20 protein-coding genes and 1 pseudogene are annotated in these 20749 nt (G+C 68.6%); 15 read left to right on the forward strand and 6 right to left on the reverse strand.

The annotated features are described in order from the left end of the window. Both tolB and pal read left to right on the forward strand, forming a co-directional pair. Window positions 1-285: pseudogene (gene tolB / locus VGC56_RS11825) on the forward strand (Tol-Pal system protein TolB); the annotation flags it as partial. A 55-nt stretch (window positions 286-340) separates the two neighbouring features. Then, entirely contained in the window at window positions 341-874 is a 534-nt protein-coding gene (pal, locus tag VGC56_RS11830) for a peptidoglycan-associated lipoprotein Pal (protein ID WP_464125111.1), read from the forward strand. A gap of 146 nt (window positions 875-1020) precedes the next feature. Here the strand turns inward: pal and VGC56_RS11835 are convergent, their stop codons facing one another. Together VGC56_RS11835 and VGC56_RS11840 are read right to left on the reverse strand one after the other, a co-directional pair. Further along, on the reverse strand, window positions 1021-1950 hold the full coding sequence (locus tag VGC56_RS11835; RefSeq protein ID WP_464125112.1) for an isoaspartyl peptidase/L-asparaginase family protein: 930 nt from the start codon (window positions 1948-1950) through the stop codon (window positions 1021-1023). A gap of 84 nt (window positions 1951-2034) precedes the next feature. Further along, entirely contained in the window at window positions 2035-2520 is a 486-nt protein-coding gene (locus VGC56_RS11840) for a hypothetical protein (protein ID WP_464125113.1), read from the reverse strand. 232 nt (window positions 2521-2752) lie between these two features. Here VGC56_RS11840 and ispG point away from each other — a divergent pair, with 232 nt between their 5' ends. Continuing rightward, window positions 2753-3880: a flavodoxin-dependent (E)-4-hydroxy-3-methylbut-2-enyl-diphosphate synthase gene (gene ispG / locus VGC56_RS11845; RefSeq protein ID WP_464125114.1), complete on the forward strand. Its 1128-nt coding sequence runs from the start codon at window positions 2753-2755 to the stop codon at window positions 3878-3880. Window positions 3881-3926: 46 nt separating this feature from the next. Here ispG and VGC56_RS11850 read toward each other — a convergent pair whose 3' ends face one another. Beyond that, window positions 3927-4322: a DUF1842 domain-containing protein gene (locus VGC56_RS11850; RefSeq protein ID WP_464125115.1), complete on the reverse strand. Its 396-nt coding sequence runs from the start codon at window positions 4320-4322 to the stop codon at window positions 3927-3929. Window positions 4323-4507: 185 nt separating this feature from the next. Between VGC56_RS11850 and VGC56_RS11855 the strand changes: the two genes are divergently transcribed. Beyond that, the gene (locus tag VGC56_RS11855; protein WP_464125116.1) at window positions 4508-4984 is read left to right on the forward strand and encodes a retropepsin-like aspartic protease family protein; all 477 of its coding nucleotides are present in this window, start codon (window positions 4508-4510) and stop codon (window positions 4982-4984) included. A gap of 32 nt (window positions 4985-5016) precedes the next feature. Next, window positions 5017-5919 carry a DMT family transporter gene (locus tag VGC56_RS11860; RefSeq protein WP_464125117.1) on the forward strand — a complete coding sequence of 301 codons (903 nt, stop codon included), beginning with the start codon at window positions 5017-5019 and terminating at the stop codon, window positions 5917-5919. Here VGC56_RS11860 and VGC56_RS11865 read toward each other — a convergent pair. Then, entirely contained in the window at window positions 5916-6572 is a 657-nt protein-coding gene (locus tag VGC56_RS11865) for a DUF1345 domain-containing protein (protein ID WP_464125118.1), read from the reverse strand. The two genes, VGC56_RS11860 and VGC56_RS11865, sit on opposite strands and share 4 nt — an antisense overlap. A 46-nt stretch (window positions 6573-6618) precedes the next feature. On the opposite strand from VGC56_RS11865, the gene VGC56_RS11870 reads away from it, so the two are divergent. Continuing rightward, window positions 6619-6936 carry a DMT family transporter gene (locus VGC56_RS11870; protein WP_464125119.1) on the forward strand — a complete coding sequence of 106 codons (318 nt, stop codon included), beginning with the start codon at window positions 6619-6621 and terminating at the stop codon, window positions 6934-6936. Continuing rightward, entirely contained in the window at window positions 6933-7313 is a 381-nt protein-coding gene (locus VGC56_RS11875) for a TfoX/Sxy family protein (protein WP_464125120.1), read from the forward strand. Before VGC56_RS11870 ends, VGC56_RS11875 begins: the two co-directional genes overlap by 4 nt. 61 nt (window positions 7314-7374) lie before the next feature. Here the strand turns inward: VGC56_RS11875 and VGC56_RS11880 are convergent, their stop codons facing one another. Together VGC56_RS11880 and VGC56_RS11885 are read right to left on the reverse strand one after the other, a co-directional pair. Next, window positions 7375-8895, reverse strand: a complete 1521-nt coding sequence (locus tag VGC56_RS11880) for an amidase (RefSeq protein WP_464125121.1) — start codon at window positions 8893-8895, stop codon at window positions 7375-7377. 19 nt (window positions 8896-8914) lie between these two features. Next, window positions 8915-10843, reverse strand: coding sequence for a M61 family metallopeptidase (locus tag VGC56_RS11885; protein ID WP_464125122.1), 1929 nt, complete (start codon window positions 10841-10843; stop codon window positions 8915-8917). A 105-nt stretch (window positions 10844-10948) separates the two neighbouring features. On the opposite strand from VGC56_RS11885, the gene VGC56_RS11890 reads away from it, so the two are divergent. The 8 genes from VGC56_RS11890 to VGC56_RS11925 all read left to right on the forward strand — a co-directional run bounded on the left by VGC56_RS11890 (window position 10949) and on the right by VGC56_RS11925 (window position 20737). Beyond that, window positions 10949-11650 (forward strand): glycosyltransferase family 2 protein, encoded by a 702-nt coding sequence (locus VGC56_RS11890; protein ID WP_464125123.1) that lies wholly within the window; start codon window positions 10949-10951, stop codon window positions 11648-11650. A 38-nt stretch (window positions 11651-11688) separates the two neighbouring features. After that, complete coding sequence (gene hisS, locus VGC56_RS11895) at window positions 11689-13008, forward strand: histidine--tRNA ligase (protein WP_464125124.1); 1320 nt, start codon at window positions 11689-11691, stop codon at window positions 13006-13008. Continuing rightward, window positions 13005-14084 carry a peptide chain release factor 1 gene (gene prfA, locus VGC56_RS11900; protein ID WP_464125125.1) on the forward strand — a complete coding sequence of 360 codons (1080 nt, stop codon included), beginning with the start codon at window positions 13005-13007 and terminating at the stop codon, window positions 14082-14084. Before hisS ends, prfA begins: the two co-directional genes overlap by 4 nt. Window positions 14085-14201: 117 nt before the next feature. Then, a complete protein-coding gene (gene prmC, locus VGC56_RS11905; protein WP_464125126.1) occupies window positions 14202-15020 on the forward strand; it encodes a peptide chain release factor N(5)-glutamine methyltransferase in 819 nt (272 codons plus the stop codon). Window positions 15021-15279: 259 nt separating this feature from the next. Then, the gene (locus tag VGC56_RS11910; RefSeq protein ID WP_464125127.1) at window positions 15280-16095 is read left to right on the forward strand and encodes a DUF4167 domain-containing protein; all 816 of its coding nucleotides are present in this window, start codon (window positions 15280-15282) and stop codon (window positions 16093-16095) included. Between the two features lie 118 nt (window positions 16096-16213). Then, window positions 16214-17608 (forward strand): DUF4139 domain-containing protein, encoded by a 1395-nt coding sequence (locus VGC56_RS11915; protein WP_464125128.1) that lies wholly within the window; start codon window positions 16214-16216, stop codon window positions 17606-17608. Between the two features lie 11 nt (window positions 17609-17619). Continuing rightward, window positions 17620-19260 (forward strand): DUF4139 domain-containing protein, encoded by a 1641-nt coding sequence (locus tag VGC56_RS11920; protein WP_464125129.1) that lies wholly within the window; start codon window positions 17620-17622, stop codon window positions 19258-19260. Between the two features lie 109 nt (window positions 19261-19369). After that, window positions 19370-20737 carry a DUF4139 domain-containing protein gene (locus tag VGC56_RS11925; protein WP_464125130.1) on the forward strand — a complete coding sequence of 456 codons (1368 nt, stop codon included), beginning with the start codon at window positions 19370-19372 and terminating at the stop codon, window positions 20735-20737. Window positions 20738-20749: the final 12 nt, after the last annotated feature.

The raw sequence follows: 20749 nt of genomic DNA on the forward strand, positions 1-20749 counted from the left end.
TGGAGTCCCCGCGGGGACCTCATCGCGTTCACCAGGATCGCCGGCAATTTCCGGATCGGCGTCATGACGCCGGACGGCGGCGGCGAGCGGCTTTTGACCAACAGCTGGCAGGACGAGGCGCCGACCTGGTCGCCGAACGGCCGCGTCATCCAGTTCTTCCGCACCAGCCAGGGCCGCTCGGGCGCGTCGAGCGTCTGGCAGGTCGATCTGACCGGGGTCAACGAGCGGCGCCTGCCCACCCCGCTCGACGGTTCCGACCCCGCCTGGGGCCCCATTCTTCCCTGAAGTACCGACCTTGCCCAAAGTCCCGACCTTCCCTGAGTAACGAGGAGACAGCGTGATGAGAAACATGGCCCTGCTGGCCGCAACCGCCGCGGCGCTCGCGCTCGCCGGCTGCGCGAAGAAGCCGCCCAGGATGCTGCCGCCGCCGCCGGCCTCAGGCGCCGCCGACGCGGGCATGGGGCAGGGGCCGGGCGGTCCCGGCTCGGGCGGTGTCGGCGCCGCGGCGCTGCCCGGCTCTCGCGCCGACTTCATCGCCGCCGTGCCATCGGACCGCGTCTATTTCGCGCTCGACAGCTATTCGATCGACGACAAGGACCGGGCGGTGCTCGACGCGCAGGCGGCGTGGCTGGCGCGCAACCCGCGGGTGCGGGTGACGATCGAGGGCCATTGCGACGAGCGCGGCACCCGCGAGTACAACCTCGCGCTGGGCGACCGCCGCGCCAATGCCGCCAAGAACTATCTCGCCTCCCGCGGCGTCGATCCGGGACGGATGGCGGTGATCAGCTACGGCAAGGAACGGCCCGAAGCGCTCGGTTCCGACGAGGAAAGCTGGGCCAAGAACCGCCGCGCGGTGACGGTGGTCCCGGAGTAAGCACCCTTTGCCTCCCCACGAGCGGAGCTCGTGGGGAGGGGGACCACCGAAGGTGGTGGAGGGGTATTTCGTCCCACCTGCGTCCGTGAATACCCCTCCACCAGCTACGCTGGTCCCCCTCCCCATCTGACGATGGGGAGGCAGGTTCATTCGTCGCCGTAGATGGCCACCGTCTTCCCCTCCGGCCCGGCCATGCCGCGGTACATTCCGGGCGTGTTGAAGGCGTAGGCGCCCTCGCCGTCGGGCGTCACGACGATGACGCCGCCGGTGCCGCCGAGCGCCTCGACATCGGCGATGGCGCGGTCGGCGGCGGTCAGGGCGTCCTCACCCAGCATGCGCATGCGGGCGCAGATTTCGTGGGTGGCGGCGGCGCGGATGAAATATTCGCCCGCCCCGGTCGCCGAAATGGCGGCGGCACGATCGTCGGCATAGGTGCCGGCGCCGATCAGCGGCGAATCGCCGATCCGCCCCCAGCGCTTGCCGGTGAGGCCGCCGGTCGAGGTCGCGGCGGCGACGTGGCCCTGGTTGTCGCAGGCGACGGCGCCGACGGTGCCGTATTTGAGCTCCGCGTCGAAATAATGGCTCTCGTCGGCCTTCATGAGGTCGAGCTGATGGCGGCGTTCGGGCGTCGCGAACCATTCGGGGCCGACCTGCTCCAGCCCCTGCTCGCGCGAAAACTGGTCGGCGCCTTCGCGGGAGAGGAGGACGTGGGGGCTGTGCTCCATGACGGCGCGGGCGAGGCTCACCGGGTTCTTCGTCGCCGTCGCGCCGGTGACCGCGCCGGCGTTGCGGCTGGCGCCCTCCATCACCGCCGCGTCGGTCTCGATCGTGCCCTGATAGGTGAAGACCGAGCCGCGGCCGGCGTTGAAATGGGGGTCGTCCTCGAGGATGCCCGCCGCCGCGACGACGGCGTCGAGCGCGGTTCCGCCGGCCGAGAGGATGGCGGCGCCGGCGTCGAGCGCGGCGGAGAGGCCGGCGCGGGCGTCCGCCTCCTGCTCGGCGCTGAGCATCGCGCGTTCGATGACGCCGCAGCCGCCGTGGATCACCAGCTTCCAGCGGGGGGCAGGCTTCGGCATTCTTCGTGGCTCCTCGAGGCGGTGAACGCCTGAGCGCCGCGCTCTATCCGCCGCCCAAGGGCTCGGCAACCGCCCGGCGCGCGCTTACGCCGCCGCGAGGGCGCTCCGGTCCTCGGCGGCGGCGGCCTTCACCACCGTCTCAATGGCGGCGAGAAAGCGCGCCGGCTCGTCCAGCGCCAGCGCCACCGCATGGACGTGGCGGCTCTTGCCGAAGGGGCCGGGCAGGTCGATGTCGCCGCGCAGCAGGACGACGATGTTGGGGGCGTTGAGGAGGCTCGCCTTCAAAAGGCCGCCCGGCATGTAGTCGGCCGGCGCGAAGCCGGACTGGGCGAAGGCGATCTCGTCGAGCGGGACATGCGCATCGATGAGGAAGCCGGCGCGGACGCGCAGCCCGTCCGGCCCCAGCACCACCGGGCGCGACCGAAAGGAGAGGATCAAAGCCACGACTGAGACGAGGGCCAAGCCGCTGACCAGGCCCAGCGCCAGCGCCGCCGCGCCGCTCCAGCGCGACAGCAGCAGGTGGACGAGCGCCATCTCGACGATCAGGATCAAGGTGAGAGCCCAGAGCATGGGCGAAAGCTGCCGGTGGTACGCGAAACGTTGCGGACCATCCTGTTTCGAGGGCGCGGCTTCCCCCTGCGATTCCGCCATCTTCCTCGATCTCCCCACGCATCAAGGCACCACGTGTCCGACCCTTAGTCGCTGAAAACTGAAGAATCTGTCTGTCTTTATGAGGTGTCTGCACATTTTCCGCACGAAGGCTCCGCTTTCGCCCGAAGGCGGGTGCGCCTATATGGCGGCCATGTCCGTACGCCCGTGGCGCGATATCGCGCGCCGTCCGTCCCGCCAGATCATGGTCGGCAACGTCGCCGTCGGCGGCGGCGCGCCCGTCACCGTCCAGACGATGACCAACACGGTCACCGCCGATGCAAAGGCGACGATCGACCAGATCCGCCGCTGCGAGGAAGCCGGGGCGGACATCGTCCGCGTCTCCTGCCCTGACGAGGCTTCGACCGCGGCGCTGAAGCAGATCGTCCGCGCCGCGCACGTGCCGATCGTCGCCGACATCCATTTCCACTATAAACGCGCGCTCGAGGCGGCCGACGCCGGCGCGGCGTGCCTCCGGATCAATCCCGGCAACATAGGCTCCGCCGAGCGGGTGCGCGAAGTGGTCAACGCCGCAAAGGCGAACGGCTGCGCGATCCGCATCGGCGTCAACGCCGGCAGCCTCGAGCGCGACCTGCTCGACAAATATGGCGAGCCTTGTCCGGAGGCGCTGGTCGAAAGCGCGCTCGACCATATCCGGATCCTCGAAGACCATGATTTCCGCGACTATAAGGTGGCGGTGAAGGCGTCGGACGTGTTCCTCGCCGTAGCCGCCTACCAGCAGCTGGCGGACGCGGTCGATTGCCCGCTCCACCTCGGCATCACCGAGGCCGGCGGCTTGCGCGGCGGCACGGTGAAGAGCGCGATCGGGATCGGCTCCCTGCTGTGGTTCGGCATCGGCGACACGATCCGCGTCTCGCTGTCCGCCGAGCCCGAGGAGGAAGTCCGCGCGGGCTTCGAGATCCTGAAGAGCCTCGGCATCCGCAACAGGGGCGTCCGCGTCGTCTCGTGCCCGAGCTGCGCGCGCCAGGGCTTCGACGTCATCCGCACCGTCCAGGCGCTGGAGGAACGGCTTGGTCACATCCGCACGCCGATGTCGCTGTCGGTGCTCGGCTGCGTCGTCAACGGCCCCGGCGAGGCGCGCGAGACCGACATCGGCATCACCGGCGGCGGCAACGGCAAGCATATGGTCTATCTGTCCGGCGTCACCGACCATCATGTCCGGAATGAAGACATGATCGAACATATCGTCCGGCTCGTCGAAGCCAAAGCGGCGGAGATCGAGGCGGCGGGCGACGTGCAGCTGGCGGCGGCGGCCGGCTAGGCATTCCTGTTCGGCGCCGGGGCATTGGCCCCGGCGCCGGCGCGGATCATTTCGGACTGGTGTTGGTGACCTTGCAGTCGCCCACGATGTGGTTGCCGTATTCGTAGCTGCCCTTGCCGTTCCAGCTCTTGTCGACGGCCAAGCCGGCTGAGAAATGGGCGAGATAGCTGCCAATGGCCGGCGGCGGCACGCTCACCACATATTGGCCGATCAGGTGAACCAGCAAGGTGTCCTGTCCGAAGCCGGTGTGATAGATCTGGCCGTGGACCGGGATATGGATGATTCCATAAGGCGGCGGCAATGCCTGTGTAATCGTTGCCGTGCCGTGTACCGTCCCCGTCGGAGCGCTGACTGCGAGATCGAGGTTGAGCGTCTGTGCACCCGGCATATCGCCATGGCTGACCTTCAGCGTGACGTGATAAAGACCCACGGGTTCCGTCATTTTAAGTCTCCCCTAAAGACATTCGCGACTCGGATGAGCCGGCGAGGTCGACACTCGTCTTATCGGCTCCTGCGTCAATTGAATTCTTTTGGTTGTATTTAGGGAGACCAGCAATCCCGAGTCTGTCGCAGTTTATCGTCGATCGAATAAGTTTTTGTTCACTCCACTGGTCTAGCGTCCCGACGGTGTTGAAGCCGCTTCTCTGCGTCATCATCGTTGGGGCCAGCGTCGGGCTCGCGTGGCCGACAGGCCATGCGCCGGCGCCTTCCCGCGCGGCGTCGGCGGCTGCGGCCTCCGTCCCGAAAGAGACTTTGCTCAGGCGCCAGGACGACGGGCATTTCTACGCCGACGTCGAAGTGAACGGGCAGCTCGTCCACTTCCTCATCGATACGGGCGCCACCGGCGTCGCCCTCACCGAGGAGGATGCGCGCCGCGTCGGCCTGGTCTTCTCGCCGGGTGAGTTCGAGCCCGTCGGCATGGGAGCGGGAGGCCCGATCCGCGGCAAGGTGGTGACGATCGACCGCGTCTCCCTCGACGGGAAGGAAGCCCGCGACGTCCACGGCGCCATCCTCCAGGGCGCGACCATGTCGCTGCTCGGCCAGGCCTATCTGTCGAAGCTCGGCTCGGTGGAGATGAGCGGCGATTACATGCGGCTGAGCTAGGCTCGGAAGAGGCGAGCCGCTAAGCGCCCGCCATGGCGGCAGGCGGGCAGCAGCGCGGGATTGCGATTCCCTTTACAATCGCCCTCGCAGGCATCGGCGTCTTTTCGACCATGGACGCGGTGATGAAGGAGCTGGCGCTGTCGCTCGGCGCCTACAATTCCCTGCTGTGGCGGACGGCCGCCGGCGCCTTGCTCGGGGGCGCGGTGTTCCTGCTGCGGCGGATGCGCTGGCCGGGGCGGGCCGCGCTGCGCATGCATCTCATCCGCGGCGGCGTGTCGACCGTGATGGCGGTGCTGTTCTTCTGGGGCCTGGCGCGGGTGCCGATGGCGCAGGCGATCGCGCTGGCCTTCATCGCGCCGATCGTCGCGCTGTATCTGGCGGCGCTGTGGCTGGGAGAGAAGATCACCCGCCGCGCCATCCTCGCCTCGCTGCTCGGCCTTGCCGGCGTGGTGGTGATCCTGTTCGGCCAGGCGCGGGCGGAGCTGGGGCCCGAGGCGCTGAAGGGCTCGGCGGCGATCCTGGTCTCGGCGACGCTCTACGCGGCGAACATCATCCTGATGCGGGCGCAGGCGCGGGTGGCGGGGCCGGTCGAGGTCGCCTTCTTCATGAGCGCGATCATGAGCCTCTGCTTCCTCGTCGCCGCGCCGTTCCTCGCCGCGGTGCCGCCGCTCGCGGCCTGGCCGGCGATCGTCGCCGCCGCGCTGCTCGCCTTCGCCTCTTTGATGCTGCTCGCCTGGGCCTATGCGCGCGCCGAGGCCCAGCATCTCGCGCCGACCGAATATAGCGGGTTTGTCTGGGCCGCCTTTTACGGCTGGATCGTGTTTTCGGAGCCAGTGCGGCCGTTCACCCTCGGCGGCGCGGCCTTGATCGTCTTCGCCTGCCTGATCGCGGCGCGCACCCGGTTGCCGGCCGACCATGCCGAAGGCGCGATCTAGCGGCTCCCCAGCACGTTGATCGTGAAGGCGAGGACGCCGAGGTTGAAGACGAAGCCGGCGAAGCAATGGGCGGTGACGATGCGGCGCATCCGCGCGGTGGTGACGCCGGTGTCGGAGGTCTGGAAAGTCATCCCCAGCGTGAAGGCGAAATAGATGAAGTCGCTGTAGCAGGGCTTGCCGGAGCCGGAGAAATCCAGCCCGCCTATGTCGCCGCCGGCCTTGCGGTCGCGGCTGTAGAAGAGGTGGGCGTAGTGGAGCGCGTAGACGGTGTTGCTGAACAGCCAGGCGAGCGCCAGCGTCCCCACCACCAGCGCCTTTTCGGATCCGGGCAGCGGCTCGCCCTTCTGCAGCTCCGCCCCGACTGCGGTGAGGATGGCGGCCATGACGACGCCGGTGACCACGAGGAGCAGCACGCGGTTGGCGTCGTTCGCCGCCGCGCGGGAGCGGATCGAGGCGACGTCCTGCCGGAACAAAGGCCACAACGAGACGAGGAAGATGGTGGCGGCGACGTCGAAGCCGGTCATCGCGCCGATCCGCCAGCCCCAGTGGATGCCCGCGGCGAGGCCGCCCGGGATCAGCAGCGCGAGGAAGACGATGAAGCGCGCCGGCGCGATGCGGTTGCCGATCGAGCGGGGGCGGGGGGTGGGGGCCATGGCGGGACGCTAGCGCGGGGAAGCCGCGCGCGCTAATTCAATCGCCATGGCCTGGCTCCTCCTCGTCCTCGGCGGCTGCTTCGAAGTCGGCTTCACCACCTGCCTGCGCTTCGTCGACGGCTTCCGGAACGTGCCCTGGACCCTGGGCTTCCTCGCCTCGGTGATGCTGTCGATGGGCTTGCTGGAGGTTGCCTCGCGCACCATCCCGATGGGCACCGCTTACGCCGTCTGGGGCGGCATCGGCGCGCTGGGGACGGTGATTGTCGGCATCGCCTTTTTCGCCGAGCCCGCCGGGACGGTGCGGATGCTCCTCCTCCTCGGCCTCATCGGCTGCATCGTCGGGCTTCGGCTCGCGGCGGCATGAGCGTCGACGAGGGCCTCTACGCGTGGGTGCAGGAGGCTCTGGCCCCGCTCGGCACGGTGACCATGCGCAAGATGATGGGCGCGGCGGTGCTCTACCTCGACGGCATCATCTTCGCCGTCCTCGACGAGGAGATCTGGTTCAAGGCCGATCTGGAAAGCGCCGCGACCTGGGATGACGCGGGGTGCGGGCGATTCATCTTCACGTCGAAGGACGGCACGATCGAGACGATGAATTACAGGCGCCCTCCCGCCGACGTGTATGACGATGCGGAGGCGATGCAGCGCTGGGCCGCGCTCGCTCTCGAGGCAGGCGCGCGCGGCGCGGCAAAGAAGAAGCCTCGGCGAACGGTCGGAAAGGGCACGTCATCCCGGACTTGATCCGGGATCCATGAACACCGTGGTCCTGACTTTCGTCAGGATGACGTGGCGTGCTGGCCGACTACCGCGCCGCCGGCCGCAGGTGCGGCGCGATCTCCGGGCTGTCCTCGATCGACGGGTAGAATCTCGGATCGACCCGGCGGTGGGTGGCCTGTTCGTAGGAATAGCCCAGCGAGAGGATGCGGGCGTCGTCCCACTTGGTGCCGATGAAGCTCAGGCCCACCGGCAGCCCCTTCACCAAGCCCATCGGCACGGTGAGGTGCGGATAGCCCGCCACCGCGGCGAGGCCGCCGGCGCCGCCGCCGGAAATCTGGTCGCCGTTCACCGCATCGATCGGCCAGGCCGGCGGCATGGTCGGGCCGACGAGGGCGACGACGTTGTTCTCGCGCAGCAGGCGGTCGATCCCCTCCGGGCCGGCGAGCCGGTAGGAAGTCTCGCGCGCCTTCTTGTAGTCGGGGTCTTCGAGGCCCCTGGTCTTGTCGGCGGTCTCGAACGTCTCCTGGTCGAACAAGGCGAGCTCGGTCGCGGCATGGGCGCGGTTGAAGGCGATGAGATCGGTGAGGGTGCGGCTGCGCACGCTCGGCGGGGTGGTGGCGAGATAGGCGTTCAGATCGGCCTTGAGCTCGGCCATGAGGACAATGTGCTCGTTGCGGCCGATCTCCTGGCGCCCCTCCATCTTCTTGATCTCAACGAGGATCGCGCCCTGGTTGCGGAGCGCCTGCAGCGCCTGCTCGAAGAGGCCGTCGGTGCCGAAGCCCGAGGCAAAGCGCATGACGCCGATCCGGGTGCCGCGCAGCGACGTCGGGGCGAGCGAATTGGCATAGTCGACCTTGTGGCGGTCGGCCTCGGCGGTCGCCGGATCGGCCGGATCGGAGCCGGCGATGGCGGAGAGGACCATCGCCGCCTCGCGGACGGTGCGGGCCATCGGGCCGGCCGTGTCCTGGCTGTGGCTGATCGGCACGATGCGGCTGCGGCTGACCAGGCCGACGCTCGGCTTGAAGCCGACAATGCCGTTGATCGACGCGGGACAGGTGATCGATCCGTCGGTCTCGGTGCCGATCGCCGCCGGCACCATGCCGGCCGCGACGGCGACGCCGCTCCCGGTGCTCGACCCGCAGCTGTTGCGGTTCAGGGCATACGGATTGCGGGTCTGGCCGCCGACCGCGCTCCAGCCGGAGATCGAATTGTCGGAGCGGATGTTGGCCCATTCCGACAAATTGGTCTTGCCGACGATGACGGCGCCGGCCGCGCGCAGCCGCGCCACCAGTGGCGCGTCGCGGTTGGTGACGTTCTGGGCCAAAGCGAGGCTGCCGGCCGTCGTTGGCAGGGGGCCGACGCTCTCGATATTGTCCTTGATCAGCATCGGCATGCCGTAGAGCGCGCCGTGCGCCTTCTGCCGGTCGAGGGCACGCGCCTGGTCCAGCGCCGTCGGGTCGGTGGCGATGACGGCGTTCACCTTGGGGTTGAGCGCGCGGATGCGCTGCAGCGCCGCAGCGGTATTCGACTGGGCGCTCGGCTGCGGTGCGGCGAGCGCCGTGCCGCTGGCGAGAGCGGCGGCGAGGAGGAGGGTGCGAAGCTTCATCGAAGGGGTCTCCGGCGGATCACAGCGGGGTGAGGAGGGCGTCGAGCGTGCCGTGGCCGCCGCCGGTCTGCTGGAGACGGGGGTAGCGAAGGCCGCCATGCCAGTCGAGGTCGATGTTGCGGTAGGTGTCGCCGCTCTGGACGAGGAGGTGGACCGGCTCGCGGGTCCCCGCCGCCGCACGGATCGCCGACTTGATCCCGTCGCCGTCGAAGCTGCGGCCGTTTACCGCGACGATAACGCTGCCGATGGTGAGCCCGGCGTTGAAGGCCGGGCTGTCCCACAGCACCGAGGTGACGCGGCCGCCAGCCGACGCGACGCTGAAGCCGCCCGAGTAAGTGAGGTCGACGCCCTTAGACTTCTTCTCGCCCTGGCGGAACCAGTCGGTCGGCGTGTCGGTGTAGACGAGCTTGTAGCCGCCCTCGTTGATCCCCTCGAGCGGGGCGTGCTCCGTGTAGGAATGGAGGCGGCGGTTGAGATAGCCCGCCCAGTCATAGGGCTGGATGCGGTTCAGCGTCGCGACGACATCGTCGAACGTATAGGTGAGCTCGCCATAATCGCGGTCGTTGACGCCGAAGAAAGCGCGGGCGAAGTCGTTGATCGAGCGGCTGCCACCGGACTGCTGGCGGATGATCCGGTCGACGTCGAGCCAGATCAGCAGGCCTTCATTGTAATAATCCTCGGAGCGCTGGAAGCTGCGCCACGCCTGCGGCGAGCGCTGCGAGACGATCGGATCGTTGGTCGTGTCGATCAGCGGGCGCCACTGCCGGCCCGGCGTCGCGTCGTAGCTGGCGGCGATGGCGGCCAATGCGTCCAGCGTCTCCTGCTTCGACATCATGCCGGAGCGGGCGTCGAGGACGTAGCCCCAGAATTGCGTCTGGCCCTCATAGACCCAGAGCAGGCTGTCCTGCATCGGCGTGCGGTAGTCGGGCGTCCAGAGGTCCTTGCCGCGGCGGTACTTGCCGTCCCAGCTGTGGGTATATTCGTGGGGGAGGAGGTTGCGGTCGCGCTGGGCGTTCTTCCAGTCGGTGAAATAGCCGAGATCGACGCCGTCCTCGGAGCTCCGGTGATGCTCGAGGCCGATGCCGCCGAGATTCTTCGAGATGGTGAAGAGGAAGTCGTAATGGTCGTAATGCTGGGCGCCGAAATTGCGCACGGCCTGGGTCACGAGGTTCTTGTGCAGCTCGATGACTTCGGGCGTGGCGGCGAGTTCGGCCTCGCTGTCGGCCATGGCGTCGATGGCGACGTCGGGGCTGAGCGGGATGCGGCGGTAATGGGCGCCGGCGATCATCGGCGAATCGGCGAGGATGTCGTATTGGGTGGCCGGGAAGGAGATGGTCGACGTGCCCGCGCCGGTTGCCGGGCGCAAAGCGGTGGCGACGTGCCAGCCCTTGGGCACCGTCACGCTCGGCTCGACCATGATGTTGCGGACATAATAGCCCGCCGGATAGAGCGAGGTGGCGATCCACTCGATGCTGGCGAGCTCCGGCGTCATCAAGGTCCGGCCCTGATTCTCGGCGGTCGGCGCAAAGTACAGGAACTCGACGTCGATCGAGTGCACGCCCTGCGGCACGGGCACGTGGAAGGCGTAGACGTCGAGCGTGTCGCGCACCCATTCCAGCCTCTTGCCGTTGGCGGTGACGACGAGGCCGGCGACCTTGCTGATCTGGCCGCTGGGGCTGTGGTTGCCGGGCAGCCACTTCGGGTAGAGCAGGACGAAATCGCCGGCCTGCGGCACCGGGATCGTCTCCTTGATGCGGAACATGCGGCGCTGGATGTCGGTGGCGTCGACATGGAGGCGGATCGTGCCGGGGAAGCGGACGTCGCGCGCGGCCGGGACCGTGTCGATCTTCGGCGAGGGGGTCGCACGGGTGAAGTTGGCGGGGGTCTGGGCGGCGGCGGGAATTGCGGCGGCGGCGGCGAGGAGAAGGGCGATGGGGGCGAGGCGCATGGCGGGTCGAAACTCCACTGAAGACGGCGCGGGACATGGCGCATCCCCGAGCCGTCTGTCCAGTGGCGGCGAGGCTTTGATTTCGCGGCGCTTTGATGCGAGGGCATGGCCATGAAGGTCGCGATCTGCATCCCCTCCTACGGCGACACCAAGGCCGACTTCACGATCAGCCTGGCGCGCCTGCTGGTGCGCAGCCTGACGGCGCCCGGCGCGCCGCGGCTGGAGATCGAGACCTTCCTCGCCACCTCATCCGATCTCGTCGCCAACCGGACGAACCTCCTGCAGCGCGCGATGGCCTGGCAGGCGCGTTACCTGCTGTGGCTCGATGCCGACCATATCTTCCCGCCCGACGCGCTGCTGCGCCTCATCGGGCGGCGGCTGCCGGTGGTCGGCTGCAACTATCCCCGCCGCAGCGAGCCGACCGGGCCGGTGGCGAGCCGCATGGGGGAGGACGGGCAGTATGCGCATGTCTGGACGACGGAAGCGAAGGCCAAGGCAGGGGAGGTGGAGGAGGTCGCGGTCAGCGGCCTCGGCTTCTGCCTGATGGACATGCTGATCTTCCGCGACGTCCAGGCGCATCTCGGCGCCGGCTGGGCGACTTGGGCGCCGTTCGACCGCAAGCGGGTGCCGAGCACGAATGCGCGGATGGGCGAGGACGCCTCCTTCTTCGCCGAGCTGCGGGCGGCGGGGGTGACGGTCCATGTCGACCACGCTTTGTCTTGGCAGATCGGCCATATCGGCGAGCGCGTCTTCACCAATGCCGATGCCGAGGCCGAGCGCGCCGCCTTCGCCGCGCGTCCCGCCTGAGGTTTGCAGGGCCGCGAAAAAGTGCGAAGGGCGCGCCGATGACGAGGCCTCAGCGCGTCCGCGGGACGCAGGACATTTTCGGCGAGGATGCGGACCGCTTCCAGGCGGTGGTCGCCGCGTTCGACCGCGTGCGCCGCTTGTACGGCTTTCGCCGCGTCGAGACGCCGGTGTTCGAGGCGACCGAGGTGTTCGCCCGCTCGATCGGCGAGACCACCGACATCGTCTCCAAGGAGATGTACACCTTCCCCGACAGGAGCGGCGACAGCCTCACCCTGCGGCCGGAATTCACCGCGGGCCTCTGCCGCGCCTACCTCTCCGAAGGATGGCAGCAGCTGGCGCCGGTGAAGCTCGCCACCCACGGCCCGGTGTTCCGCTACGAGCGCCCGCAAAAGGGGCGCTACCGCCAGTTCCACCAATTGGACGCGGAGATCATCGGCGCCGACGAGCCGCTCGCGGACGTCGAATTGCTCGTCCTCGCCCACCAGCTGCTTGAGGAGCTCGGCATCACCGAAGGGGTGACGCTGCAGCTCAACACATTGGGCGACGCGGCGACCCGCGAGGCGTGGCGGGCGGCTTTGGTCGCGCATTTCGAGGCGCATCGCGGCGATTTGTCGGAGGACAGCCTGGTCCGCCTCGACAAGAACCCGATGCGCATCCTCGACAGCAAGGACCCGCGCGACCGCCCGGCCGCCGACAGCGCTCCGGACATCGACGCCTACCTCAGCGCGGAAGCGGCGGATTTCTTCGCCAAGGTCACCGCCGGCCTCGACGCAGCGGGCGTGCCGTGGACCCGCAACGCCCGCCTGGTCCGCGGCCTCGATTATTACCGCCACACCGCCTTCGAGTTCGTCACGGACCGGCTAGGCGCGCAGGGGGCGGTCATCGCCGGCGGGCGCTACGATGGCCTGATCGAAGCCTTGGGCGGACCGCACACGCCGGCCGTCGGCTGGGCGGCGGGGATCGAACGGCTGGCAATGCTCATGCAGGACCGGGCGGAAACCGAAGCCGCGATCGCCATCTTGCCGAACAAACCCGAACTGGTCGATGTAGCCCTCGAAGTGGCAGCGCAACTGCGGAGAGCAGGGTTCATGATCGCCGCGCCATACACGTTCAGAAATCCGCAGAAGGCCTTTGATAAGCTGAAGAAGGCTGGACATCGATATATCCTCGACGTCACCTCAGGTGAACTGCGCGAAGGTATGGCCCACATCAGGCTCATCACGGGAGGAGAGCCGAAGGACGAGGTTCTTCGATTGGCCATGTCCATCGAAGACGCTCTACGCGAGCGGTACCGCGTCAGCTACATGGGCGACGGACCCCACACATCCGTCGGTTGGTACCTGATCGGCCGGTTATGACCTCCATCTCCGACGATCGCATCGCGCAGATCGAGGCGCGGCGGGACGAATTGCAGAGTGCGATGAACGCGCCGGACATGGCGCCGGATCAGTTCGTGCGCCTGTCCAAGGATTATGCCGAGATCGAGCCGGTTGCGGCGGCGGCGCGGGAGGTGCGGCGGCTGCGGGCCGAGCTTGCGACGATCCGCGAGATGCTGTCCGACGCCAATCCCGAGATCAGGGACATGGCGGCCGACGAGGTCGCGGAGCTCGAGCGGCAGCTTCCCGGGGCGGAGCGGGCGCTGGCGCTCAAGCTCCTGCCGCGCGACGCCGCGGACGACCGGCCGGCGATGCTCGAGATCCGCGCCGGCACCGGGGGCGACGAGGCCGCGCTCTTCGCGGGCGACCTGTTCCGCATGTACCAGCGCTATGCCGAGCAGAAGGGCTGGCGGGTCGAGCTCATCTCGGCGAGCGCGTCGGAGATGGGCGGCTACAAGGAGGTCGTCGCCTCGCTGACCGGGCCGGGCGTGTTCCGGCGGTTGAAGTTCGAAAGCGGCGTGCATCGTGTCCAGCGCGTGCCGGTGACGGAGAGCGGCGGGCGCATCCATACGTCCGCGGCGACGGTGGCGGTGCTGCCCGAGGCGGAGGATGTCGACGTCCAGATCGACGAGGCGCGGGATTTGCGCATCGACGTCTACCGCTCGTCCGGGCCGGGCGGGCAGTCGGTCAACACCACCGACAGCGCGGTCAGGATCACCCACCTCCCCACCGGCCTCGTCGTCATCCAGCAGGACGAGAAGTCGCAGCACAAGAACAAGGCCAAGGCGCTGAAGGTGCTGCGCACCCGGCTCTACGAGGCGGAGCGCGAGCGGCTGGCGTCGGAGCGGGCGGGGGCGCGCAAGTCGATGGTCGGCTCGGGCGACCGATCCGAGCGCATCCGCACCTACAATTTCCCGCAGGGGCGTGTGACCGACCACCGGATCAACCTCACCCTCCACCGCCTGCCGGAGATATTGGAGGGAAATATGGACGACCTCCTCGACGCCCTCATCGCCGAGGACGAGGCGGAGCGCCTCGCCAGCCTCGATGAGGCGTAGAAAAGCCCCTCCCCTTCAGGGGAGGGGTTGGGGTGGGGGCTGTTCCGGTTCCTGCCGCGGCGGCGTATCGTCCCTTACATGCCCCACCCCCAACCCCTCCCCTGAAGGGGAGGGGCCTTGACGGTCGCGGAGGCTCTTGCCGCCGGTGCCGCTAAGCTGGCCGCAGGGAGCGACACGCCGCGTCTCGATGCCGAGCTGCTGATGGCTCATGCCCTCGGGACGAGCCGGGAGGAGCTGCTGCTTCGGCGTCTCGGAGACGAGGCTGGTTCGGCCTTCGATAGTCTCATCTCCCGCAGGGAAGCCGGGGAGCCGGTCGCCTACATCGTCGGGGAGCGCGATTTCTGGACGATCACGCTTGAGGTCGGCCCGGGCGTCCTGATCCCGCGGCCGGACAGCGAGACGCTGATCGAGGCGGCGGAAGAGCATTTCGGCACCGGCTCGCCGCGACGGGTGCTCGATCTCGGTACCGGTCCCGGCACCCTGCTGCTCGCCGCGCTGGCACAATGGCCGGAGGCGCACGGCTTGGGGATCGATGCTTCTGACACCGCGCTTGCTTATGCGCGGCGCAATGCCGAGCGGCTCGGCCTCGCCGGCCGCGCCGAGTTTCGGCTGGGGGATTGGGCCGAGAGCGTTTCCAGCGTCTTCGACCTCATCCTTTGCAATCCGCCCTACGTCGAAACCGGTGCCGATCTGCCGCCTGACGTGTCCGCGTGGGAGCCGGCCGAGGCGCTGTTCGCTGGCGTCGACGGGCTGGACGATTATCGCCGCCTCGCGCCCCGTCTTTGTCCCTTGCTCGCCCCCGGCGGCATCGCCTGCATCGAGATCGGCGCGGGGCGGCGGGATGCCGTCGCGGCTTTGCTGGCAGGCGCAGGGCTCGCCGTGGAGACGCGAAAAGACCTTGCCGGCATCGATCGTTGCCTCATTGCAAAGGGTTAACCCACGTCATCGCTTTTCCGCTTGGAAATCGTTGCGGGCATAGTTACATAGGAACCCAGGGACGGGGCCATCACAGCGATAGACATGCGTGAGGCCAACCGTCGCCGACCCCCGATTGCTTAGGCCGAGCCTGGCTGCAGCGTGAGGTGGCGGAGACCGCGTGTGCGGTCGCCTGCCTTTGGGGTCGTGCAACGAAAGGCGGCCGGGAAGGGCCCGGTCAGCGAGTGGCGAACAGGACCACGAGGACGAGGACCTACTTTTGATCAACAATCGTCAGAACGGCCGCCGTCGCGGCCGCGGCGGTGGCGGACCCCGCTCGCCGAACCAGGGCCATAACAGTGGCAACCGGCAGGAAAACCGCTCGCGCGGCAATGCCGCCCAGCTGCTTGAGAAATACAAATCGCTGGCCCGCGACGCGCAGATGCAGGGCGACCGCGTCCAGACCGAAACTTGGCTCCAGTTCGCGGAGCATTATTTCCGCGTTCTGAACGAGAACCGTCCGCGCTTCGAAGAGCAGCGGCCGCGCCGCGGCGACTTCATGGACGACGACGAGGGCGACGAAGAGACGCTCGCGGCCGGCGACGAAGGCGACGAGGACGAGGACGAGCGGGGCGCCCGCGACGACCGCGGCGACCGCCAGGAGCATAACGGGCGCCAGGATCGCCCTGAGCGGCAGGAGCGCCAGGATCGCGACCGCCCGTATCGCGGCGAGAGCGAGCGTCCGCGCCGGGAATTCCGGCAGGACCGCGATAATCGCGATGGCGGTGAAGTCCGCGATACGCGTGACACCCGCGAAGCCCGCGAGCCGCGTGAACCGCGCGAAACCCGCAATGTCGAGCCCCGTAACGGCGAGGCGCGTCCCGAGCGGCGTCCGCGCGAGACGCGCAACGGCGAAGGCCGGCCGGAGCGCCGTCCGCGCGAAGAGCCGGTCGACACCGGCGAGCGCATCTCGCTCGACGTCCTGCCGCCGGCGATTTCGGTGGTCGACGGCGACGCCCCCGCCAAGGCCCCGCGCCGCCGCACCCGCCGGCCCCGCGCCGACGAAGGCGGCGAGGAGATCGCCCCGGCGGCCTGAGACGTTCACTTCACGAAGATCGAAAGAGGCGGCTGCTCCCACCGGAGCGCCGCCTTTTTCATGCGCTTGACAGCGGCCGCCGCCCGGCAACAGTCTGACCGCAAAGGGAGAGCAGACCATGCCGCATTTCATTCTTCTGGCCGCATTTGCTGCGGCCCCCGCTCTCGCTCAGCCCGCACCCCCACCCGCACCCCCACCCGCGCAGGGCAAGCTCGCCGTCACCATCTACAACGACAATCTCGCTTTGGTGCAGGACACGCGGCAGCTCGCCATCCCGGCGGGCGTTTCGCGGCAGGAATTTCCTGACGTCTCCGCGCAGATCCGCGCCGAGACCGTCTCCTTCGCGGCGCCCGACGCGGCCATCGTCGAACAGAATTTCGATTACGACCTCCTCACCCCCGCCAAGCTGATGGAGAAAGCGGTCGGCAAGATTGTGACGATCGTCCGGGTCAATCCGTCCAACGGTGCCGAGACTCGCGAGCAGGCGAAGATCCTCGCAGCCAACGGCGGCGTCGTCCTGCAGATCGGCAACCGCGTCGAGGTGCTGCGCGACGACGGGCTGCCGATCCGGGTGATCTTCGACCAGGTGCCGCAGAATCTGCGCGCGCGCCCGACGCTGTCGGTGACGGTCGAGAGCAGCCGCGCCGGCGTGCGGCCTGCCCAACTCACCTATCTCACCCCCGGCCTCGGCTGGAAGGCCGATTACGTGGTGCTGTTCGACGAGCTGGCCGGCAAGATCGACGCCCAAGGGTGGATCACGCTCAGCAACACGACGGGCACGACGTTTGCCGATGCGGCCGTGGTGATGGTTGCGGGCGCACCGAACCAGGAGGATGCCGAGGCGGACCGCGAGCGGCGCAGCGGCCTGCGCACCGCCGGCACCGAGAGCGGCAACCGCGAGCGCCTCGCCGATTATTATCTCTACCCGCTGCGCCAGCGCACCACCATCGCGAACCAGCAGACCAAGCAGGTAAGCTTCCTCGACGCGCACGGCGTCGGCGGCAGCAAGGCCTATCGCTATCAGGTGGCGTGGCTGCACGGCGTCACCTATCCGGAGAGCGCGAGCACCGTCATCCGCTTCCGCAATTCGGGCAGTGCCGGCCTTGGCGAGCAGCTGCCGGCGGGCATGGTGCGGGTCTACATGAAGGACCGGCGCGGCGACCCGCAATTCGTCGGCGCGAATGCGATCGGCCATATTCCGATGGGGTCGGAGGTCGAGGTCCGCACCGGCGCCGCGTTCGACGTCAAGGTGAAGCCGGTCGTCGAGAAGCGCGAGAAGATCGGCGACAAATTGTGGCGCACGACGATGCGCTACACCCTCACCAACGCCCGTCCGCAGCCGGTGACGGTCGAGCTCGTCCAGCAGGGTCTCGAGTGGATCTGGGAGGACACGAGGATCGTCGCGGAGAGCCTCAAGAGCGAACGCGGCTCGGCGGACGACGCCGTCTGGCACGTGCCGGTCCCGGCCAATGGCGAGACGGTCGTCACCGCCACCTTCGAGACGCGCACCTGATCATGCGCCCGTTGCGGCGCCTCAGGGCCGCTCTCCTTGCTCTCGCGGCGTCCGCAGGGCCGGCGGCCGCTCAGCCGCCGGCCATCGTCTCGCCCGGGCCCGAGGCGATCGCCGTCACTGTCTATCGCGATCCGATGGGCGGCGGCCCGATGGATCCGACCTTCCTCTCCGGCTACGCCTTCATCACGGAGACGCGGACGGTGCGGCTGCCGGCCGGCGACAGCGTCGTGCGTTTCGAAGGCGTGTCGGGCGGCATCCTCCCTCAAAGTGCCATCGCCGAGGGCCTGCCCGGCGCGCCCGGCGAGAAGAATCGCGACGCGAGGCTGATCTCGGCTGGGTCGCTGATCGAGGCGTCGCTCGGCCGCCGCGTCCACATCCGCCGCACCGACCGCAAGACCGGCCGGGTAACCGAGATGGAGGCGGTGATCCGCTCCGGCCCGGGCGGCATCGTCCTCCAGACCGGCGAGGGATTCGAAGCGCTGCGCTGCACCGGCTTGCCGGAAACCCTGGTCTACGATTCGGTGCCGGCGGGGCTGACGGCGAAGCCGACGCTGGCGATCACCGTCCACAGCGACGCCGCGACGACCGCGACCGTGCGGCTCAGCTATCTGGCGACCGAGTTCGACTGGCGCGCCAGCTATGTCGCGGAGGTGGCGCCCGACGGACGGACCCTCGACCTGTTCGCCTGGCTGACCCTCGCAAACGGCAACGCCGAGAGCTTCGTCGATGCCCGCACCATGGCGGTCGCCGGGAAGGCGAACGGCGACGAGGACAGGGACACGGACGGGCCGGTCTCGGGTGGAATCGAACTCAAATGCTGGCCGCAAGGCCGCACCAACGACATTCCGGAAACGCGCCGCGTGGCGGATATTCTCAACGACCTTCCGGAAGCCGACGCCGGATCGATCGTCGTCACCGGAAGCCGGATTTCCCGGCCTAACCTGGTCAGCGCCATTCCCATCACCGCCGTCGTGGCGACGCAGGAGGAACTCGGCGACTTGAAGCTGTACCGGATTCCGATCCCCGTGACGGTGGCGGCGAACTCGCAAAAGCAGGTGGCGCTGCTCGCGCGCAAGGCGATCCCGTTCGACCGCAGCTACAGCGCGTCCGTCGACACCAATATCCACGACGGGGGGACGACGATCCTCCCCGTCAACCTCCTGCTGCGGATGAAGAACAAGCGCGAGAAGGGCCTCGGCCTCCCTCTGCCCGAGGGGCGGGTCGCCATGTTCCAGGCGGTTGCGGGGCAGAAGCTGGTGGTCGGCGAAAGCAGCATTGGCGACAACGCGGTCGGGCAGGATCTCGAACTCGAAATCGGCGAGAGCCCCGACGTCCTCATCGCCCACCGCATCGCGATGGACCCGGCGCAAGGAGACGCGGACGATCGTTATTACAACCCGAAGCCCGAGCTGCACGAGCTCGAGCTCAGCAATGCGACGGCGGCACCGGTCACCGTCGATGTGGTGATACCCACCTACGAGCCCTGGGAGGTCGCGAAGCCCAGCAGAAAGCTCGGCGCCAAGGACGGGGCGCGCCTGTGGCGGGCGCACGTTCCGGCGCACGGCCGGGCGCGGTTGGAGTTCACGCTGCGGGCGGTGCCCAAGCTGCTCCGCAAGCGCCCGCCGCCGGACCCTACCGAGGCCGCAAGGTGAGGCGCCGCCGCAACAGCGTGCCGGTCACCGGCGCGGTCGCGGGGCGGCCGTGTTGACAGGGTTGGTGACAGTGTAACAGGCTGCCCCTCCTTGTGACGGGGAGATGCCGATGCGCCGCTGGTACCTGCTGCTGACCACGCTCCTCTGTGCACCGGCCGCCGCCGCGCAGCCCGGCCCCGCCAACCTCGCCGTCACCGTCTACAATGACGATCTCGCCCTCGTGCAGGACACCCGCCAGCTCGATCTGCCCGCCGGGCGGTCGCGGCAGGAATTTCCCGGGGTCTCGGGGCGCATCAGCCCGGAGACCGTCACGCTCTCGGGCGTCGGCGTAGGCATCGTCGAGCAGAATTTCGATTTCGACCTGCTCTCGCCGTCCAAGCTGATGGAAAAAGCGGTCGGCGAGGACGTGACGCTGCTGCGCACCAACACCGCGACCGGCGCCGAGACGCGCGAGCGGGCCAAGGTGCTGGCGGTGAACGGCGGCGTCGTCATCCAGGTCGGCGAGCGGATCGAGGTGCTGCGCGACGACGGGCTTCCGGTCCGGGTCGTGTTCGATAAGGTGCCGCCGAACCTGCGCGCGCGCCCGACCCTCTCCGTCACCGTCGACAGCGCTCGCGGTGGGGCGCGTCCCGTGACCCTGAGCTATCTCACCAAGGGAATGGGCTGGAAGGCCGATTATGTCGCCTTGTTCGACGAGCAGGCGGGCAAGCTGGACGTGCAGGGCTGGGTGACGCTCACCAATACGACGGGCACCACATTCGACAATGCCGACACCGTGCTGGTCGCGGGCGATCTGTCGGAGAGCAACGGCGGCTACCGGCCGTCGCAGCGCGGCGGCATGACCCGCGCCGGCAGCGGCGGCTCCGGCCGCGAGAGCGTCGGCGATTTCTATCTCTATCCGCTCAAGGAGCGGACGACGATCGCCAACCAGCAGACCAAGCAGGTGAGCTTCCTCGACGTCAACGGCGCCACTGCCCGCCGCGCCTATGTCTACCGGCTCGGCTGGCTGCAAACCAAAGACGAGCCGGAAAGCGCCGACACCGTCCTGCAATTCTCGACGGCGCGCGACCAGGGGCTCGGCGACGCCATCCCGGCGGGCACGGTGCGGGTTTATCAGAAGGACATGCGCGGGAAGGCGCAGTTCGTCGGTGAGAACCAGATCGGCCACACGCCGATGGGCTCCGAAATCGCCCTCACCACCGGCCAGGCCTTCGACGTCAAGGTCAAGCCGACGCTCGAGAAAAGGGAGAAAGAAGGCGGCACGCGCTGGCGCACCACCATGCGCTACGAGCTCAGCAACGCCCGGCCCAACGCCGTCACCGTCGATCTCGTCCAGTCCGGCTTCTGGGGCGACAGCCGTGTCCAGGACGAGAGCATGAAGAGCAGCCGCCGCTCGGCCGACGAACTGGTGTGGCGGGTGCCGGTGCCGGCCAACGGCAAGGCCGTGGTCACCGCCACCTTCGACACGCGCTACTGACGGCGAAGGGCG

This window comes from Allosphingosinicella sp. (assembly GCF_036403745.1).
GTDB lineage: Bacteria > Pseudomonadota > Alphaproteobacteria > Sphingomonadales > Sphingomonadaceae > Allosphingosinicella.

Bases quoted from the DNA above. Each gene is read 5' to 3' on its own strand.
- pal (WP_464125111.1), top strand. From the start codon at position 341: ATGAGAAACATGGCCCTGCTGGCCGCAACCGCCGCGGCGCTCGCGCTC.
- VGC56_RS11835 (WP_464125112.1), bottom strand. From the start codon at position 1,950: ATGCCGAAGCCTGCCCCCCGCTGGAAGCTGGTGATCCACGGCGGCTGC.
- VGC56_RS11840 (WP_464125113.1), bottom strand. From the start codon at position 2,520: ATGCTCTGGGCTCTCACCTTGATCCTGATCGTCGAGATGGCGCTCGTC.
- ispG (WP_464125114.1), top strand. From the start codon at position 2,753: ATGTCCGTACGCCCGTGGCGCGATATCGCGCGCCGTCCGTCCCGCCAG.
- VGC56_RS11850 (WP_464125115.1), bottom strand. From the start codon at position 4,322: ATGACGGAACCCGTGGGTCTTTATCACGTCACGCTGAAGGTCAGCCAT.
- VGC56_RS11860 (WP_464125117.1), top strand. From the start codon at position 5,017: ATGGCGGCAGGCGGGCAGCAGCGCGGGATTGCGATTCCCTTTACAATC.
- VGC56_RS11865 (WP_464125118.1), bottom strand. From the start codon at position 6,572: ATGGCCCCCACCCCCCGCCCCCGCTCGATCGGCAACCGCATCGCGCCG.
- VGC56_RS11870 (WP_464125119.1), top strand. From the start codon at position 6,619: ATGGCCTGGCTCCTCCTCGTCCTCGGCGGCTGCTTCGAAGTCGGCTTC.
- VGC56_RS11875 (WP_464125120.1), top strand. From the start codon at position 6,933: ATGAGCGTCGACGAGGGCCTCTACGCGTGGGTGCAGGAGGCTCTGGCC.
- VGC56_RS11880 (WP_464125121.1), bottom strand. From the start codon at position 8,895: ATGAAGCTTCGCACCCTCCTCCTCGCCGCCGCTCTCGCCAGCGGCACG.
- VGC56_RS11885 (WP_464125122.1), bottom strand. From the start codon at position 10,843: ATGCGCCTCGCCCCCATCGCCCTTCTCCTCGCCGCCGCCGCCGCAATT.
- VGC56_RS11890 (WP_464125123.1), top strand. From the start codon at position 10,949: ATGGCCATGAAGGTCGCGATCTGCATCCCCTCCTACGGCGACACCAAG.
- hisS (WP_464125124.1), top strand. From the start codon at position 11,689: ATGACGAGGCCTCAGCGCGTCCGCGGGACGCAGGACATTTTCGGCGAG.
- prfA (WP_464125125.1), top strand. From the start codon at position 13,005: ATGACCTCCATCTCCGACGATCGCATCGCGCAGATCGAGGCGCGGCGG.
- VGC56_RS11915 (WP_464125128.1), top strand. From the start codon at position 16,214: ATGCCGCATTTCATTCTTCTGGCCGCATTTGCTGCGGCCCCCGCTCTC.
- VGC56_RS11925 (WP_464125130.1), top strand. From the start codon at position 19,370: ATGCGCCGCTGGTACCTGCTGCTGACCACGCTCCTCTGTGCACCGGCC.